Source organism: Ruegeria sp. HKCCD3925 (genome assembly GCF_057221175.1).
On sequence record NZ_JBWVBI010000004.1, the window covers coordinates 295742 to 312172 of the forward strand.

The 16431-nt window shown below is 58.0% G+C and carries 15 protein-coding genes; 9 read left to right on the forward strand and 6 right to left on the reverse strand.

Annotated features, from left to right (window positions below):
- Positions 1 to 101: 101 nt before the first annotated feature.
- Positions 102 to 2147, forward strand: a complete 2046-nt coding sequence (locus AC2TEM_RS11590; RefSeq protein WP_170420752.1) for an acetyl-CoA carboxylase biotin carboxylase subunit — start codon at positions 102 to 104, stop codon at positions 2145 to 2147.
- 76 nt (positions 2148 to 2223) lie between these two features.
- Here AC2TEM_RS11590 and AC2TEM_RS11595 read toward each other — a convergent pair whose 3' ends face one another.
- Entirely contained in the window at positions 2224 to 2670 is a 447-nt protein-coding gene (locus tag AC2TEM_RS11595) for a DUF4174 domain-containing protein (protein ID WP_170392143.1), read from the reverse strand.
- Between the two features lie 170 nt (positions 2671 to 2840).
- Between AC2TEM_RS11595 and AC2TEM_RS11600 the strand changes: the two genes are divergently transcribed.
- The 7 genes from AC2TEM_RS11600 (at position 2841) to AC2TEM_RS11630 (ending at position 9107) form a co-directional block, all read left to right on the forward strand.
- Positions 2841 to 3656: a hypothetical protein gene (locus AC2TEM_RS11600; RefSeq protein WP_480856195.1), complete on the forward strand. Its 816-nt coding sequence runs from the start codon at positions 2841 to 2843 to the stop codon at positions 3654 to 3656.
- The gene (scpA, locus tag AC2TEM_RS11605; RefSeq protein WP_170420756.1) at positions 3653 to 5779 is read left to right on the forward strand and encodes a methylmalonyl-CoA mutase; all 2127 of its coding nucleotides are present in this window, start codon (positions 3653 to 3655) and stop codon (positions 5777 to 5779) included. Before AC2TEM_RS11600 ends, scpA begins: the two co-directional genes overlap by 4 nt.
- 109 nt (positions 5780 to 5888) lie before the next feature.
- Complete coding sequence (locus AC2TEM_RS11610) at positions 5889 to 6491, forward strand: VOC family protein (RefSeq protein WP_170420758.1); 603 nt, start codon at positions 5889 to 5891, stop codon at positions 6489 to 6491.
- Positions 6488 to 7012 carry a GNAT family N-acetyltransferase gene (locus AC2TEM_RS11615; protein ID WP_170420760.1) on the forward strand — a complete coding sequence of 175 codons (525 nt, stop codon included), beginning with the start codon at positions 6488 to 6490 and terminating at the stop codon, positions 7010 to 7012. Before AC2TEM_RS11610 ends, AC2TEM_RS11615 begins: the two co-directional genes overlap by 4 nt.
- 9 nt (positions 7013 to 7021) lie before the next feature.
- Entirely contained in the window at positions 7022 to 7702 is a 681-nt protein-coding gene (locus AC2TEM_RS11620) for a molecular chaperone DjiA (RefSeq protein ID WP_170420762.1), read from the forward strand.
- A 3-nt stretch (positions 7703 to 7705) separates the two neighbouring features.
- A complete protein-coding gene (locus tag AC2TEM_RS11625; protein ID WP_170420764.1) occupies positions 7706 to 8698 on the forward strand; it encodes an endonuclease/exonuclease/phosphatase family protein in 993 nt (330 codons plus the stop codon).
- A 37-nt stretch (positions 8699 to 8735) separates the two neighbouring features.
- Positions 8736 to 9107 carry a hypothetical protein gene (locus tag AC2TEM_RS11630; RefSeq protein ID WP_170420766.1) on the forward strand — a complete coding sequence of 124 codons (372 nt, stop codon included), beginning with the start codon at positions 8736 to 8738 and terminating at the stop codon, positions 9105 to 9107.
- Here the strand turns inward: AC2TEM_RS11630 and AC2TEM_RS11635 are convergent, their stop codons facing one another.
- From AC2TEM_RS11635 to AC2TEM_RS11655, 5 genes are all read right to left on the reverse strand, one after another.
- A complete protein-coding gene (locus AC2TEM_RS11635; RefSeq protein ID WP_170401504.1) occupies positions 9108 to 10652 on the reverse strand; it encodes a Ppx/GppA family phosphatase in 1545 nt (514 codons plus the stop codon).
- A 50-nt stretch (positions 10653 to 10702) separates the two neighbouring features.
- Positions 10703 to 11392, reverse strand: a complete 690-nt coding sequence (locus AC2TEM_RS11640) for an HdaA/DnaA family protein (RefSeq protein WP_170392125.1) — start codon at positions 11390 to 11392, stop codon at positions 10703 to 10705.
- A complete protein-coding gene (locus tag AC2TEM_RS11645; RefSeq protein WP_170392915.1) occupies positions 11393 to 12466 on the reverse strand; it encodes an AI-2E family transporter in 1074 nt (357 codons plus the stop codon).
- A gap of 90 nt (positions 12467 to 12556) precedes the next feature.
- Positions 12557 to 13531, reverse strand: a complete 975-nt coding sequence (locus AC2TEM_RS11650; RefSeq protein ID WP_170420768.1) for an isopenicillin N synthase family dioxygenase — start codon at positions 13529 to 13531, stop codon at positions 12557 to 12559.
- Positions 13531 to 14928 carry an FAD-dependent oxidoreductase gene (locus AC2TEM_RS11655; RefSeq protein WP_170420770.1) on the reverse strand — a complete coding sequence of 466 codons (1398 nt, stop codon included), beginning with the start codon at positions 14926 to 14928 and terminating at the stop codon, positions 13531 to 13533. Before AC2TEM_RS11655 ends, AC2TEM_RS11650 begins: the two co-directional genes overlap by 1 nt.
- Positions 14929 to 15060: 132 nt before the next feature.
- Here AC2TEM_RS11655 and proS point away from each other — a divergent pair, with 132 nt between their 5' ends.
- Complete coding sequence (gene proS / locus AC2TEM_RS11660) at positions 15061 to 16401, forward strand: proline--tRNA ligase (protein WP_170420772.1); 1341 nt, start codon at positions 15061 to 15063, stop codon at positions 16399 to 16401.
- Positions 16402 to 16431 lie beyond the last annotated feature (30 nt).

Consider the following 16431-nt stretch of genomic DNA (forward strand, 5'->3'; position numbering starts at 1 on the left):
GCTGGAAAAGTCCCGTCCGTCATTGCGCATCACGCCGTCGTGGGGTCAACGCCCCGCGGCGGCGTTTTGCGTTTCCAGAACATCAAGCCAAAGGACGTTCCATGTTCAACAAGATCCTGATCGCAAACCGGGGCGAGATTGCCTGCCGGGTCATCAAGACCGCCCGCAAGATGGGCATTGGCACGGTTGCCATCTATTCAGATGCTGACAAGAACGCCCTGCATGTTTCAATGGCGGATGAGGCCGTGCATATCGGCCCGCCGCCCGCCAACCAGTCATACATCGTCATCGACAAGGTGATGGATGCCATCCGTAAAAGCGGCGCGCAGGCGGTCCACCCCGGTTATGGATTTCTGTCCGAGAACTCCAAATTCGCCGAGGCGCTGGATGCCGAAGGCGTCGCCTTTGTCGGCCCCCCGGTCGGTGCGATCGAAAGCATGGGGGACAAGATCACCTCGAAGAAGATCGCGCAGGAGGCCGGGGTTTCGACGGTGCCCGGTTACATGGGCCTGATCGAAGACGCCGATGAGGCGGTGAAGATTTCGAACGACATTGGCTATCCGGTGATGATCAAGGCCAGCGCTGGCGGCGGTGGCAAGGGCATGCGGATTGCGTGGAATGACGAAGAGGCGCGGGAAGGTTTCCAGTCATCCAAGAACGAGGCCGCGAACTCCTTCGGCGACGACCGGATTTTCATCGAGAAATTTGTGACTCAGCCGCGCCACATCGAGATTCAGGTGCTCTGTGACAGTCACGGCAATGGCATCTATCTCGGGGAACGCGAATGCTCGATCCAGCGCCGGAACCAGAAAGTTGTGGAAGAGGCGCCATCGCCGTTCCTTGACCCTGAAACCCGCAAGGCGATGGGCGAACAGGCGGTCGCGTTGGCCAAGGCTGTGAACTATGCCAGCGCCGGTACGGTCGAGTTCATCGTGGATGGCGAAAAGAACTTCTACTTCCTCGAAATGAACACCCGCCTGCAGGTGGAACACCCGGTGACCGAACTGATCACCGGTGTTGATCTGGTGGAGCAGATGATCCGTGTGGCGGCTGGTGAAAAACTGTCGATCACGCAGGATGACGTCACCCTGACAGGCTGGGCGATTGAAAACCGTCTTTATGCAGAGGACCCGTATCGTGGCTTCTTGCCCTCGATTGGCCGCCTTACCCGTTATCGCCCGCCGCAGGAGGTCGCAGCCGGCCCGCTGCTTGTGAATGACAAATGGCAAGGTGATGCGCCTAAAGGGGGTAGCGCTGTGCGTAACGATACCGGCGTCTATGAGGGCGGCGAGATCAGCATGTATTACGACCCGATGATCGCCAAGCTGTGTACTTGGGCACCGACCCGCGAACAGGCGATTGAGGCGATGCGCGTGGCGCTGGACAGTTTCGAAGTCGAAGGCATCGGTCACAATTTGCCATTCCTGTCAGCGGTCATGGATCACCCGAAATTTGTAAGTGGTGACATGACGACCGCTTTCATCGCCGAGGAGTATCCGGACGGATTTGAAGGCGTCGACCTTCCCGAAGAAGATCTGCGTCGCATCGCAGCCTCGTGCGCTGCCATGCACCGGGTTGCCGAAATCCGTCGCACCCGCGTATCGGGCCGGATGGACAACCATGAACGGAAAGTCGGCAAACGTTGGAATGTCGCTCTGCAAGGGCAGGATTTCAGCGTCAAGGTTAAGGCTGACAAACAGGGCGCGACTGTCAAATTTAAAGACGGGTCAGCTCTGCGTGTGTCCTCTGACTGGACGCCGGGTGACCAACTTGCGGTGTTGGACGTGGATGGCAGCCCGTTGGTCTTGAAGGTTGGAAAGATTTCGGGCGGGTTCCGTATCCGAAACCGAGGGGCTGACCTCAAGGTACATGTGCGCACCGCGCGTCAGGCCGAACTGGCCCGCCTGATGCCCGAGAAGCTGCCGCCTGATACATCGAAAATGCTGCTCTGCCCAATGCCGGGCTTGATCGTGAAGATTGATGTGGAAGTAGGTCAGGAGGTGCAGGAAGGTCAGGCACTTTGTACCGTTGAGGCGATGAAGATGGAGAACATCCTGCGCGCCGAGAAAAAGGGCGTTGTCTCCAAGATCAACGCGGGCCCCGGCGACAGTCTGGCCGTTGACGATGTGATCATCGAGTTCGAGTGATGATGCGCGCACCTGCGACATATCTTTCAAGGTTCCCAGCGGCTTCCGCCGGGATCTTGAGGCATGTCGCAGGTGCTCAGCCGCCCTCACGTCGTTCGCGGATTTCGCGCTCGCGCAAAGGCGTCTTGTCAATGGACCGGCCAATCTCACGCACGCTCCATGGGCTGGGTTTGCGCAGTTTGACGACACCATCCTTGTCGACAAACACCATCTGGAAACCACGCGGTCGCAGTTTTGATCGGATCGATGATCGCGCCGCCGGATCAGTATCGGTCAAGACAATCACGTCGCGATCCCGCATTGCGTCCTCGCCTTCGAGTAACATGTCAATCTGTTGCTGGAATCTTGGGTCTGCCGGGGTATCGGCAAAAACGACGATCGGGCGATGCGTCCAGAGAAAATCGCTTAGATCGCTGTCAGCTACTGGACGAACAAAGCTGTCATCCGCAGGGGCAGTCGCGTCGGCGGCCAAGGCGGCCAACGGGAATAGTGCCGAGAAAACAAAGGCAAGCGTGCGTGTCATGAGGCCTCCTGTTGTCATGAATATAGCCTCTGCTGGGGCGAATGCGACTGACGAAATGCGTGTGATCACCAAAAATTTGCTTCGTGGACGCCGCACCTACCCATGCGTATTTATCAATTTGCCTGCAAAACGCGCCGTTCCCGCGGCCTTCGCGTGGGGAGAGTAGGCCGATGGAAGTGATCCTGCATTGTGGCGCACATCGATGTGCAAGCACCAGTTTCCAGAACTATCTGAGCCGGAACGTGCAGGTCCTTGCAGATCAAGGGCTGGCGTATTGGGGGCTGGAGCGAACACGTTCCAATGGCCTCAACAGCTTGAACAAATTGACGACTGAGGTCTGTGATGGATTACGCCGCGAGTTAGACGTATGTCAGCAAGACGGCGCGACGCAGCTATTGGTCAGCCAAGAGAATTTCGTGGGCTCGATGGAGCGCAATATCGCCTTTGCCTCGCTTTATCCCGGCATGCAGGAACGCGGGCAGCTTTTGGCAAAGGCCTTCGATGGCGGAGTCAGCAAAATTGCACTGAATATCCGCGCGTTGGATATGTATTGGTCTTCCGTGGCCGCCTATAAGTTCAAACGTGGCAGCGCCCCAATCGAGCCCACAAAGTGGACCCGCATCGCGCAAAGCAAGCGGAGCTGGCGAGACGTCATCACCGATATTAGCCACGCCTTCCCGGGCGTCCCATTGCTCGTTTTGCCGTTTGAGGAATTTGCGGGTCATCAACAGGCGCAGCTTCAGGCGCTGACGGGTCGCACCGCGCCCGAATTCAGCGATGGCCTTGCGTTGAATGCTGCGCCCAAAGCCACGCCCCATGGTCTGACCGCTGAACAGGCGATGCAGCTTTGGGCTGATTATGCCGATGATCTGGAATGGCTTGCCTCGGGCGCCGATGGGAGGGCTGAACTGATCTGCCGGACAGATAGCAATGCACGCGGGGTCGCCCCCGCCGAAACCAGAATCGAACAGAGGAAATCGACATGACCGACACCAACGACTGGCAGGTGCTGGCTGAAAAAGAGCTGCGCGGCCGACCTTTGGGCGATCTGACCAAAGAGACGCTGGAAGGCATCGACGTCAAACCGCTTTATACTCAGGAAGACACGGCTGATCTGCCGCATATGGGCTCGCTTCCGGGCTTCGGTCCGTTTACGCGCGGCGTAAAGGCGACGATGTATGCAGGGCGCCCTTGGACGATCCGTCAATATGCAGGCTTCTCGACGGCTGAAGAATCGAATGCATTTTACCGCCGCAATCTGGCAGCCGGCCAGCAAGGTGTCTCGGTCGCCTTCGATCTGGCGACTCACCGGGGGTATGACAGTGACCATCCCCGTGTGGTGGGCGATGTCGGCAAGGCCGGTGTGGCCATCGACAGCGTTGAGGATATGAAAATCCTGTTCGACGGTATCCCGCTGGACAAGGTTTCAGTCTCAATGACGATGAACGGGGCAGTGATCCCGGTTCTGGCCAGCTTCATCGTTGCAGGTGAAGAGCAGGGGCATGACAAGGCCGTGCTCTCGGGCACCATTCAGAACGACATTCTGAAAGAGTTTATGGTGCGTAACACCTATATCTACCCGCCCGAGCCATCGATGAAGATCATTTCGGACATCATCGAATACACCTCGAACGAGATGCCCAAGTTCAACTCGATTTCAATCTCCGGCTATCACATGCAAGAGGCCGGCGCGAACCTCGTGCAAGAGCTGGCATATACGCTCGCCGATGGCCGCGAATATGTGCGTGCTGCGACGCAATCGGGTATGGACGTGGACAAGTTCGCGGGTCGTCTGTCGTTCTTCTTCGCCATCGGCATGAATTTCTTCATGGAGATCGCGAAACTGCGCGCCGCGCGCACCCTTTGGCATCGCGTAATGACCGAGTTCGGGGCGAAATCCGAACGGTCGAAAATGCTGCGGACACATTGCCAGACATCCGGTGTTAGTCTGCAGGAGCAAGATCCCTATAACAACGTGGTCCGTACCGCCTATGAAGCCATGAGCGCGGTTCTGGGCGGCACCCAATCGCTGCACACCAACGCACTGGACGAGGCGATTGCCCTGCCCACCGATTTCTCGGCTCGTATCGCGCGGAACACGCAGCTGGTATTGCAAGAGGAAACCGGCGTGACCGATGTGGTCGATCCGCTTGCGGGCTCTTACTACGTTGAAAGTCTGACCAATGAGCTGGTCGAAAAAGCTTGGGCTTTGATGGAAGAGGTCGAGGAGATGGGCGGCATGACCAAGGCCGTTGCCAGCGGTATGCCCAAACTACGCATCGAAGAAAGCGCCGCGCGCCGTCAGGCCATGATCGACCGGGGCGAAGAAGTCATCGTTGGCGTCAACAAGTACCGCAAGGAGCAGGAAGACCCGATCGACATTCTGGACGTCGACAACGTCGCGGTGCGCGAAGCTCAGGTTGCACGGCTGGAACGCATCCGTGCTATGCGCGACGAGGCGGCTTGCCAACAGGCGCTGGACGCCCTGACAACAACCGCCCGCGAGGGTGGAAACCTTCTGGCTGCCGCCGTCGAGGCCGCCCGAGCCCGCGCATCCGTAGGAGAGATCAGCATGGCAATGGAGAAAGAGTTCGGTCGCCACCGCGCCGAAGTGAAGACCCTGGCCGGTGTTTATGGCGCGGCCTATGAAGGTGACGAAGGTTTTGCCGCGATCCAGAATTCCATAGAAGAATTCGCCGAGGCCGAGGGCCGTCGCCCGCGTCTGCTGGTGGTCAAGATGGGGCAGGACGGCCACGATCGAGGGGCCAAGGTGATTGCCACTGCTTTTGCTGATATCGGGTTTGACGTGGATGTCGGCCCTCTGTTCCAGACGCCTGCAGAAGCCGCACAGGACGCGGTGGACAATGATGTGCATGTGATTGGGATCTCTTCGCAGGCTGCGGGGCATAAGACATTGGCGCCTCAGTTGGTTGAGGAACTGAAAAAGGCAGGGGCTGAAGACATCATAGTCATCTGCGGTGGGGTCATTCCGCAACAGGATTACCAGTTCCTTTACGATCACGGTGTGAAGGCGATCTTTGGTCCGGGAACGAATATCCCTGACGCGGCACAAGACATCTTGCGTTTGATCGGTGAAGCTAAGTCCTGACACCGGGGCCTAGATTTTTCGTACGAAAAATCTTGTGATTTCGCCCCTTTGCGGAAAACATGCGACCAGACCCAAATGGTCTGGTCGTTTGTCATCAGGAGGCGTCTTCATGTTACTGGATCATCTGGCTGTTGCGGGCGAAACGCTTGAAGAAGCTTCTGACCATATCGAACAGGCGCTGGGCGTACGGCTTCAGGACGGCGGCAAGCATGAAAAATTCGGGACGTATAATCGACTTTTGGGCTTGCGGGATGGGCTCTATCTGGAGGCGATTGCGATCGACCCCGAAGCCTCCAAACCGCAAAGGACGCGCTGGTTCGATCTGGACCGGTTCACCGGATCACCCCGCCTGACCAACTGGATTTGCCGGGTTCCGGATATCGAAGCGTCACTGACCGTTTTCCCCGACGGCGTCGGACAACCTATCGATCTGAACCGAGGCGCACTGCGCTGGCGTATGGCAGTCCCCCCAAATGGACGTCTGCCATTTGACAACCTCTTTCCGGCGCTTATTGAGTGGCAGGGTGATCTGCATCCGGCGCAAATGCTTCAGGACAGTGGCTGCCGGTTACGCCGCCTTATAGTGTGCCATCCGGATGCAATCGACTTAGCCAAGGGTTTGGGGGCGTTGGAGTATGTCGCGTTTGACAGCGGCCCGGCTGCATTGCGCGCTGAAGTCGAAACACCGCACGGGTTGCGCGTGCTGGAATGAACATCCGGCAGGCCAGAGCCCACGATGCATCCGCGATTGCGGCGATAGCAAACGTGATTATCCGTGATACGCTGGTCACTTTCACCACTGATGAACGCAGCGTTGAAAGCGTGGTGGCAGAGATCGAAACCAGAGGTCCCGCCTTCTTGGTCGCCGAGCGCAGTGGTGCCGTCGAGGGGTTTGCGACCTATGGCACCTTCCGCTCGGGACCGGGATATGCGCAGTGCCGCGAACATTCGATTCAGTTGGCACCCGAAGCCAGAGGCCAGAATGTTGGCCGTTCGTTGATGGAGGCTCTTGAAGCCATCGCGCGGGAGGATAACGTGCATGTCTTGGTGGCGGGCATTTCATCGGCCAACCCCGCAGCCCTAGCCTTCCATAAGGCAATTGGCTTCAAGCAGGTGGGACGCATGCCTGAAGTGGGGTTCAAATGGGGGCAGCGGCTGGATCTTGTCCTGATGCAGAAAATACTCGGCCCGCAGTCATCTGTCGCACCTGACAGTCGTGACAAGGCACGCTAGGGTGCGCCCATGTCGATCTGGTCCAGAATAGCCGACGCGCTGAACGCGCTTGCCCAGGGCGAAAGCCTGACTGCGGTGTTTGAGAAACTGCGCACGCCGCCAGAACGTTCGGTGGCCTTTGCGATTGCTGTTGTGGCGCTTGGCGCCAAGATGGCCAAGGCCGACGGTCAGGTGACGCGGGATGAGGTGACGGCTTTCCGTGAAGTGTTCCAGATCGCGCCCGAAGATGAAGACGGGGCGGCCAAGGTCTTTGACATGGCACGGACAGACGTTGCTGGATATCAGGACTATGCCCGCCGGATTGCCCGCATGTTCGCCGAAGATAGCACCACCCTGTGCGATTTGATGGAAGGGCTGTTTCACATTGCCATGGCGGACGGGTTCTACCATCCGAACGAAAACGAGTTTTTGGAAGAAGTCAGCCGCATTTTCGGCCAGACCAACGCTCAGTTCATGGCCCTGCGCGCGCGTTTCGTACCGGATGCGCCGAAAGACCCCTATACGGTTCTGGGCGTTCCCCGCGACGCTCCTCTGACCGAAATTCGCAAGGTTTGGCGGCAACTGGTGAGAGAAACTCATCCCGATGCGATGCTGGCACGCGGCGTTCCGGAAGAGGCGGTGCGGCTGGCCGAGAAAAAGATGATCGATATCAACCGCGCCTGGGATGAAATCAACGGCGCCCGGGTCTGATCCGTGCGGTTGGCGACCTACAATATCGAATGGTTCGCCAACCTGTTTGATCGCAATGACAGCCTGATTGTCGATGACAGCTGGTCAGGGCGTCACGATGTGACCAAGGCCCGGCAGGTTGAGGCGATCGCAAAGGTGCTGACGGCGATTGATGCCGATGCGATGCTGATCGTCGAAGCCCCCAACACAGGCAAGTCTCAGAATACCGTCCGTGCCTTGCAGCGATTTTCCGAGGCGTTCGGTCTGCGTACAAGCCATGCAATCATGGGATTTCCCAATGATACACATCAGGAATTGGCCCTGCTTTATGATCCCGAAATTCTTACAGCCAAACACGACGCAAGGGAGGCTGAGAACGCGCCGCGTTTCGATGCCGAGTTCCGGATCGACCTGGATGTGGATGCGACCGAGGATCTTGTGCGGTTTTCAAAGCCTCCGATGGAATTGGCGATCCAAACAACCTCAGGGCAGGAGTTTCGACTGATCGGGGCGCATCTGAAGTCCAAAGCGCCCCATGGCGCTGCATCGCGGGATGAGATGATACGAATTTCGATTGCCAATCGCCGTAAGCAGTTGGCGCAGGCGGTATGGCTGGGTCGACGGGTCCGACATCATTTGACGGAGCAAGAGCCGGTGATTTTGGTGGGCGATCTCAATGACGGACCCGGACTGGACGAGTTCGAACACCTCTTCGGTCGATCGTCGGTCGAGATATTGTTGCAGGCGGGGCTCTATGATCCTCATGCAGCAAGGGCATTGGAACTGCGCCCCGGTTCTGTCCCGGCAACTGCCCGATTTGCACGGCCTAATGAGGGACGGTATCTTGAGGCGTTGTTGGACTACATCATGATTAGCGAGGATTTGCGCGCCCACCACCCGAACTGGCGCATCTGGCATCCGTTTCGAGATGCCGCCTGCTGGGGCAACCCCGAGCTGAGGGATGCCTTGCTAACCGCATCCGACCACTTCCCGGTAACGTTGGATATTACGCTCTGACCTTTCAACACTCGGAACGCTCGCTTATATTCAAGCTATGCTACGTCTCATGCTGATCAGCGCTGTTTGTACCGCCTTGGCCCTGCCTGCCCAAGCACAGAACGATTCAGGTAAGTCGCTGATGGAGCGGGGTGCCGAGTTATTTCTGGAAGGCTTGCGGCAGGAGATGGAGCCCACGCTCGAAGACCTGCGTGGATTTGCGGACCAATTTGGTCCGGCTTTGCAGTCTTTCATGCGGGAAATGGGTCCGGCGCTGGCTGATTTGGCTGCTCAGGTGCAGGATTGGAGCGCGTATGAAGCGCCCGAGATGTTACCAAACGGCGACATTATCATCCGCAAGAAGCCCAAAGATCAGCCCGAAGAAGTTGTGCCGGAAGAAGAGACTTCTAACGGTTATACCGATATCTGATTATCCCCGAATGATCACTTTGGGTTCTGATTTCAGCGCGCCGGCCAACGAGTTAAAACGGGCCTCGGCGACTTCGTTGAACAATGCGCCTGCCGATTTGGGCAGACGCAGTTCGAGCTTTTGTTTTTTGGGATAGTAACGCATCTTGCCCATGGCTGCGTCGTGCTGCATCCAAAGCATCGCTCCGAACCGTAGTGCTTTGCCCAGGATTTCGGCTTGTTCCTGGCCGCGTTCGTCGAGCAGTTCGTAAAGCTCGGTAAAGCGGCTCCCTTCGCGTTTGTTGCGATATCGGTGTTGCAAAGCGAGCCCGATAAAGATCCGCTCGGAGTGTTTGATCCCGCTCATGTTGGCGCGGGTGACATATTCGAAACAGGCCTCGGCCCGGTAATCTGGATGCGCACGCCAACTGACGTCATGCAGCAGACAAGCTGCCTTGATCAGGCGCAGCATCGGTTCCGGCGCGGAACGGAACAAGGGCATGACAAAATCGAACAGGTGTTTGCCGAAACCGGGCAAGCGCGCGTCTTTCGCTTCGGCAAACCGGCAGGCTTCGATCAAAGGATCCCGGTCGCGCAGGCGTTGCGGCATCTGTTCATACAGCAATCCTTCGCGGATGCCGTAGCTAGAAATCGCTATGTCCTTGGGTTTGAACGTGCGGATCAGGCGGGAAAGCACATCCATTGCATAGGGGATCAATGCCATACGCGAGCCCGACACACCGGCCAATGCGCGCAATTCATCAGGATCATTCTGTTCGATGAACTTGATGGTCTCGCGTACCTGACTTTGTGTCATGCGGTATTCGTGCAGCACGTTCAGCGGATAGCCTCGGCGCAGCATATCTAGCCGGGCAAAGGCGCGCCAGCTGCCGCCGACCAGAAACAGCCGATCACGTTGAGGGCCCATCCGGTCGCGCATCTCTTCCAGCGTCTTCTTGATATGCTCCTTACGCGCCCGGCGACCGCCTTTGATATCGCGCAGCTTGAGCGGCCCCAGGGGCGAAGTCATGCGACGTCCGACCTTGCCGCCTCCGATCTCAGCGAGTTCGACGGACGAGCCACCGATGTCGCAGATCAGCCCATAAGCTCCGGGCCAACCCAGCAGCACGCCCTGAGCTGAGAGCCGTGCTTCTTCCTCGCCATCGACAACGTTGATGATCAGGCCGGTTTCGGCTTTTGCCTGCGCGCAGAAATCCGGTCCATCGCTGGCCTCGCGCACCGCAGCGGTGGCGACCGCGTGCAGGGCGGGCAGGCCGAGGTCTCTGGCAAGATGCTGAAACCTGTGCAAGGCAGCCAGCGCCCGTTTGCGACCTTCAGGGTTCAGTCGGCCGGTCTCTGACAGGCCGGCGCCCAGTTCGCACATCACCTTTTCATTGTAGAAATAGGCCGGTGAGCGCGCCGCACCGTCAAAAATCACCATCCGGACCGAGTTCGATCCGATATCGACAACCCCGACCCGGGAAAGTGCACGGGCGCCCGGATCTTCGAACAGCGGCCTTCCGAACAGCCCGTGATCCGGGAAATCAGTCTCGGCAATCTTGGTCATGGTGTCCCCAGGTCTTTTGCGCGACAGGATGCGAGATCACCCTTGTCCGGTCAATTGCAGGCATCCGATTGTTCGGCTTCTGTGTTCAATAGACGCACCGCCAGCGCACGGGTGATGTCGCGTTTTTCGGTCAGCGCAATTTCGTCCAGCTGTTCGACGACGCGGGCGGCGGTTTCAAAGCTGCGATTCATGTGCTTGACCAGATAGGCTATGACATCAGGCCCCGGATTGAGCTGCCGGTCGGTGAATAGCTTCGCCAGCACTGCGCCCAGCAACGCATCGTCCGGCCCTTCAAGCGACACATGATGCGCACCTTCGGCCCGGCTTTGCAGATCGGCCAGCGGCAGATGCCACAGTTTCGGCGTCGTGCGCCCGGTCATCAGCAAGGCGTGGCCCTCGGCCAGAACCAGATTGTGCAAATGGAACAGAGTTTTCTGCTGCTCGACGTCCGCCGCGATTACTGGCACATCTTCGACCGCCACCGGACCGCGCGCCAGGTCCGGCACGTCGTCATATCGAAGCGCGGCGGCTTGTACGATTCGACCGCCGGTCTCGCCGGCCCAGACATGCGCCAGATGGGTCTTGCCCGATCCTGCAGGGCCGCTCAGCACCAGTTTGTTGCCAGGCCATGAGGTGGCAGAGATCATCGCAACAGCTAGCGCATTAGCAGGCGAGACGAAAAAGTCTTCGCGGCCCAAGGCAGTCTTGGACGGCAGATCAAAGCTGAGCTGCATGGCCATTTATTCGTCTTCCTGATTGAGCCCTTCAAGCCCGGTATATAGGCGGCTGTGCAGATACTGCTCGGTCGCAAACCGTGCCAGCACGCCCAAGGCAGCCGCTACAGGTACTGCGATCAGCATTCCGACAAAGCCGAACAGTGCGCCGAAGACCGACAAGGCCAGCAGCAGCCAGACCGGGTGCAGGCCCACCGAACTACCGACGAGTTTGGGCGTCAGGAAGTTGCCCTCGGTCACCTGTCCGATAGCAAAAATACCGGCGACCAAACCGATATGTGCCCAATCCCCCCAGAACTGAAACAGGGCCAGGCCTATGGCTAGGGTGCCTCCGATCAGGGCGCCCAAATAGGGGATGAAGGTTACCAGCCCTGCAATGAAGCCGACGATCAGGCCGAATTGCAGACCGACCAGCATCAATGCGACAGCATAGTAGGTGCCGAGGATCAGGCAGACGGTACCCATTCCACGCACGAATGAGGCAAGAACGGCGTCGATTTCACCAGCAAGTCGTTTGATCGTGGGGGCGTGATCACGGGGCAAGAGCTCTCCGATCCGGGTGATCATGCGATCCCAATCCATCAGCAGATAAACCGCGACAACCGGTACGATAACCAACAGGACGACAACATTTATCGCTGAACCCAATGAGGCCAGAACGGTTTGCAGCACATCGCCGGTTTTTGATTTCAGCGTCTCGCCAAATGACACCAGCATCTGGTGGGTATTTGATTCGCGATCGAGCAAAGCCGGGAATTGTTTCTCAATAAAGGCGCGCAGTTCTTTAAAAAGGCTTGGCAAAACATCAATCAGATCCAGTAGCTGTGTGATCAACGCGGGCACAACCATAAGAATCATCAAAACAAAACCAAACACGCCGACAACGGTAATGATCCCGGTCGCAGCCATGCGCGAAAGGCCGAGTGTTTCCAGGCGGTCCGCAACGGGATCAAGGAAATATGCAATCGCACCACCGATCACAAAGGGCAGCAAGACATCGCCCAACAGGTACAAAAGCAGCACGAAAACAGCGGCGGCAATGCCCCAGTATCTAAGCTGATCCTTCACCGGCAAGGCCATGGCGCAATCCCTCGTTTGCACAGCATTGCCGTGTTCTTGGCCCATGACGCCCGGCGATGCAAGCGGTTCATGGCGCGCGATTTTTATACCCTAGTCTGTCAGAGTACCCAGTTCCGGTGTCTCACCTGTGGCCATTTCATCAGGCCAGTTGGTGCGCCAGATTTCCGCCGACCAGTGTCCGCAATGTACCTTCGGGCGATCAAAGCCGGGCAGGGCAGGCAGCAGTGGCGCAACCACCACATCGTGGCGCGGAACGGCGAAATAAGGGAAGGAATAGCGTTCACGCCCGGATCGATTAACCACGCGATGCGGGGTCGATTTCAACCGCCCGCCCGACCACAGTTCCAGCATGTCGCCGATATTGACCACGAAGCCGCCGGGCGGGCAGTCCGGTGTGATCCAGCCGCCGGTGCGGGTCTGCACCTCAAGTCCTCCGACCGGATCGGGAGCGATTATTGTCAGTGCGTCGGTGTCCTTATGCGGATGAATTCCATAGCCACGCTCATCCGGGGATTGTGGCGGATAGTGTAGCAGGGTCATGTTGGTCATCGGGTCGCGGAAGGCGTCGCGTAGTGTGTTGGGCGGGATTTTTAACCCCACTTCCAATGCACCCAGCAAAAGATCTGTTACGCCATCAAGCTGTAGCCAGTAATCCAGTATTACCGCGCGGGCCTGGGGCACTTCTCGGGGCCAGATATTCGGGCCGTAAAGCGCGCATTCAACCCGGATCGGCGCATCTTCGGCTGCTTCGAAATGCAGCTTGTACCCTTCGTACTTATCCGCCGCGCCCGAGCCGTCATTGGGCGTGAAGAACCCCATCGGAATGTACCCACGATAGTTTTCGCGGGTGATGGCCTGATCCCATTTTCGGGCCTCGTCGATATCAAAGATCGCACTGACACACTCGCGCACCTGCTCGATGTGCTCAGGCGCGATGCCTGTTCCTGTGATCGACAGAAACCCGATACTGGTGCAGGCATCCATGATCTGCGCGACCGTTGCTTGATACAGCGGACTAGAAGGATCAGTCAGCGGGCTGATATCTATGGTCGGAATATGCTCCATTAGGTAATTCTCACGCCTTGCCGTTCCAGTTCCTTATGCACAGGAGCAAGGTTCATACTGTCGAGCTCCTGATTGCTTTTCAGCGATAAGGCCGCCGCGATCCCTGCGCCCTGACCCATCACCGCGCAGCAGGACATGTTGCGCGTCGCGGCGTGAGCGACCCGATCCGCGCCATGGGACCGGCCCGCAACCAACAGGCCCTTGATCCCTTTGGGAAGCATCGAGCGATACGGAATCTGCATATATCGCCCCGTGGTCGGCAAGATCAGAATGCCGTAGCCATCGATGAATTCAGGGTAGATACCGATGGAATCCTCGAACCGGCCCTGATGTCGGGCATCGGTTTCGGTCATGTTGTAGACGGCATCGATCTTGCGCGTATCCCGAATGCCGATGGTCATTCCGAAATTGCGTAGACGTGCGTTTTCGCACCCCGGCATGAAACGGCGGAGGGCATCAATGGCCAGCATCGCCTGTCGGCGGCCTTCGATTTCACCAAAGGTCAGGCTTTCGGGGTCGGTTCCATCGATCTGGTCCATATGAATCAGGTTCATATAAGTCAGCTCTCCGGTATCGTGCATCGCTCCCCACGTGCCTGCAATCGTGTTCAGATGCGCCGGGATCAGGCCCTCATCAATCGCCTGCTGGAAGGGTTTCTTGACGAAGGGTGAGAACATGTCGTCCTCTTTGCCAGAGGTCTCGATATTCCATTCGCCACCGCCGCCCCAGTCCTTGTAGGTCTGCGGATCGGCTTTGATGCCTTCCATAAACGCCCGTTTGTCGACACCGGCCAGATGGAACATGACCGAGGCTGCCATCATGTCCTCACGCGGCGTCTTGTGCGTCGGGGCGCCCGCGCGATGCGCTACATCTGCATCCCCTGTGGCGTCGATGACAACCTTGGCCAAGATCGCCTCACGCCCCGCTTTGGATTCGGTAATCACCCCAGTGATGCGATCCCCTTCCATGATTGGGGCAACGAATTGACGGTGCAGCATCGGGTGAACGCCGGCCTCTTCGACCAGCTTGTCGGCCACCAGCTTGAAACCCTCGCTGTCCAGTTCGTAGCTGAGCGATTGGCTTTCAGGCACTGCTGCACCCATCTCTTTGGCGCGGGTTTCGAATTCCATGCCGATGCCTCCGGCCTCGACAGTTTGTTCGTGGCGATACCAGGCAAAGCCTTCGACGCCGACTGCCGTAATATTCCCACCCATGCAACCGAATCTATCCATCAAGGAAACTTCGGCCCCAGCGCGTGCGGCAGCCAGCGCTGCTGACAATCCAGCGGGGCCCGAGCCGACAACCAATACGTCTGTCTGATGAACAACGGGGATCTGGCGGGCGGGTTCGGTGATTGTTTGCATTGCTGCCTTGCGGTTTAACGTTTGCGCCAACATTGAAAACCCCAACGCTCGGGTCAATCAAAAAACCGACTGCGCATGGGTCGCAAAACACCGATGTGCGATTGCCCCCGGCTAGGCTTTGGAATAATCACCTTGCAGCGAAATTCTCACCCGTAAGGTTACGTTATGCGCCTCAGCCGTTACTTTCTGCCCGTTCTCAAGGAAAACCCCTCGGAGGCTCAGATCGTCAGCCACCGGCTGATGCTGCGTGCCGGGATGATCAAACAGGCCGCCGCCGGGATTTATTCTTGGTTGCCATTGGGCTTCAAGGTTCTGCGCAAGCTGGAGAACATTGTGCATGAAGAACAGGCGCGGGCTGGGCACATCGCGATCCAGATGCCGATTCTGCAATCAGCCGACCTGTGGCGCGAATCCGGTCGTTATGACGATTATGGCCAGGAAATGCTGCGCATGCAGGACCGCCACGGTCGCGATATGCTGTACACGCCAACCGCCGAGGAACTGGTGACCGACATCTTCCGCGGCCACGTGAGCAGCTACAAAGACCTTCCGCTGACGCTCTATCAGATTCAGTGGAAGTTCCGCGATGAAATCCGCCCACGTTTCGGCGTGATGCGGGGGCGCGAGTTCTACATGAAGGACGGATACAATTTCGATCTGACCAAAGAAGACGCGCTGCACGCCTATAACCGCCACTTGGTCAGCTATCTGCGTACTTATGAGCGGATGGGTCTGCAAGCCATCCCGATGCGCGCTGATTCTGGACCTATCGGCGGTGACTACACGCATGAGTTCCTCGTACTGGCCGATACTGGCGAATCCGAGGTCTTTTATGACAGCGCGGTCACCGATCTGACCTTCGGCGATCGTGAGATCGACTATGATAACCGCGAACAGTGTCAGGCGATCCTCGAAGAGTTCACTTCTAAATACGCCCGAACGGACGAAACCCACGACGAAGCCCTGTTTGACCAAATCCCCGAAAACCGCCGCCGCGTGGCGCGTGGTATCGAAGTGGGGCAGATCTTTTATTTTGGCACCCAGTATTCCGAAGCTCTTGGAGCGACTGTGCAAGGCCCCGATGGCAAACCGGTTCCGGTGCATATGGGCAGCCACGGCATCGGCGTTAGCCGCCTGATCGGTGCGATCATCGAAGCCAGCCATGACGATAAGGGCATCATCTGGCCCGAAGGCGTGACTCCATTCCATTGCGGCATTGTGAACTTGAAGCAAGGTGATGAAGAGGCGGACGCGGCGTGCGATAAACTCTACAGCGCGTTGACTGCGCTGGGGCTTGAGCCGCTTTATGATGATCGGAATGAACGGGCAGGGGGCAAGTTTGCCACCATGGACCTGATCGGTCTGCCGTGGCGCATCACAGTGGGCCCGCGTGGTCTGAAGAACGGTGTGGTCGAACTCACCAGCCGCCGTACCGGCGAAAGTGAGGAGCTCAGCCCCGATGCGGCCGTCACCAAGATCGCAGAAATCTATGAGGGCATCGCCTGAACAAGGCGGTGCAACCTTCGGCGGTTTAGC

What these genes read in the sequence shown, in the direction of transcription:
- AC2TEM_RS11590 (WP_170420752.1), top strand. Translation starts at nt 102, where the DNA reads ATGTTCAACAAGATCCTGATCGCAAACCGGGGCGAGATTGCCTGCCGG.
- AC2TEM_RS11595 (WP_170392143.1), bottom strand. Translation starts at nt 2,670, where the DNA reads ATGACACGCACGCTTGCCTTTGTTTTCTCGGCACTATTCCCGTTGGCC.
- AC2TEM_RS11600 (WP_480856195.1), top strand. Translation starts at nt 2,841, where the DNA reads ATGGAAGTGATCCTGCATTGTGGCGCACATCGATGTGCAAGCACCAGT.
- scpA (WP_170420756.1), top strand. Translation starts at nt 3,653, where the DNA reads ATGACCGACACCAACGACTGGCAGGTGCTGGCTGAAAAAGAGCTGCGC.
- AC2TEM_RS11610 (WP_170420758.1), top strand. Translation starts at nt 5,889, where the DNA reads ATGTTACTGGATCATCTGGCTGTTGCGGGCGAAACGCTTGAAGAAGCT.
- AC2TEM_RS11615 (WP_170420760.1), top strand. Translation starts at nt 6,488, where the DNA reads ATGAACATCCGGCAGGCCAGAGCCCACGATGCATCCGCGATTGCGGCG.
- AC2TEM_RS11620 (WP_170420762.1), top strand. Translation starts at nt 7,022, where the DNA reads ATGTCGATCTGGTCCAGAATAGCCGACGCGCTGAACGCGCTTGCCCAG.
- AC2TEM_RS11630 (WP_170420766.1), top strand. Translation starts at nt 8,736, where the DNA reads ATGCTACGTCTCATGCTGATCAGCGCTGTTTGTACCGCCTTGGCCCTG.
- AC2TEM_RS11635 (WP_170401504.1), bottom strand. Translation starts at nt 10,652, where the DNA reads ATGACCAAGATTGCCGAGACTGATTTCCCGGATCACGGGCTGTTCGGA.
- AC2TEM_RS11640 (WP_170392125.1), bottom strand. Translation starts at nt 11,392, where the DNA reads ATGGCCATGCAGCTCAGCTTTGATCTGCCGTCCAAGACTGCCTTGGGC.
- AC2TEM_RS11645 (WP_170392915.1), bottom strand. Translation starts at nt 12,466, where the DNA reads ATGGCCTTGCCGGTGAAGGATCAGCTTAGATACTGGGGCATTGCCGCC.
- AC2TEM_RS11650 (WP_170420768.1), bottom strand. Translation starts at nt 13,531, where the DNA reads ATGGAGCATATTCCGACCATAGATATCAGCCCGCTGACTGATCCTTCT.
- AC2TEM_RS11655 (WP_170420770.1), bottom strand. Translation starts at nt 14,928, where the DNA reads ATGTTGGCGCAAACGTTAAACCGCAAGGCAGCAATGCAAACAATCACC.
- proS (WP_170420772.1), top strand. Translation starts at nt 15,061, where the DNA reads ATGCGCCTCAGCCGTTACTTTCTGCCCGTTCTCAAGGAAAACCCCTCG.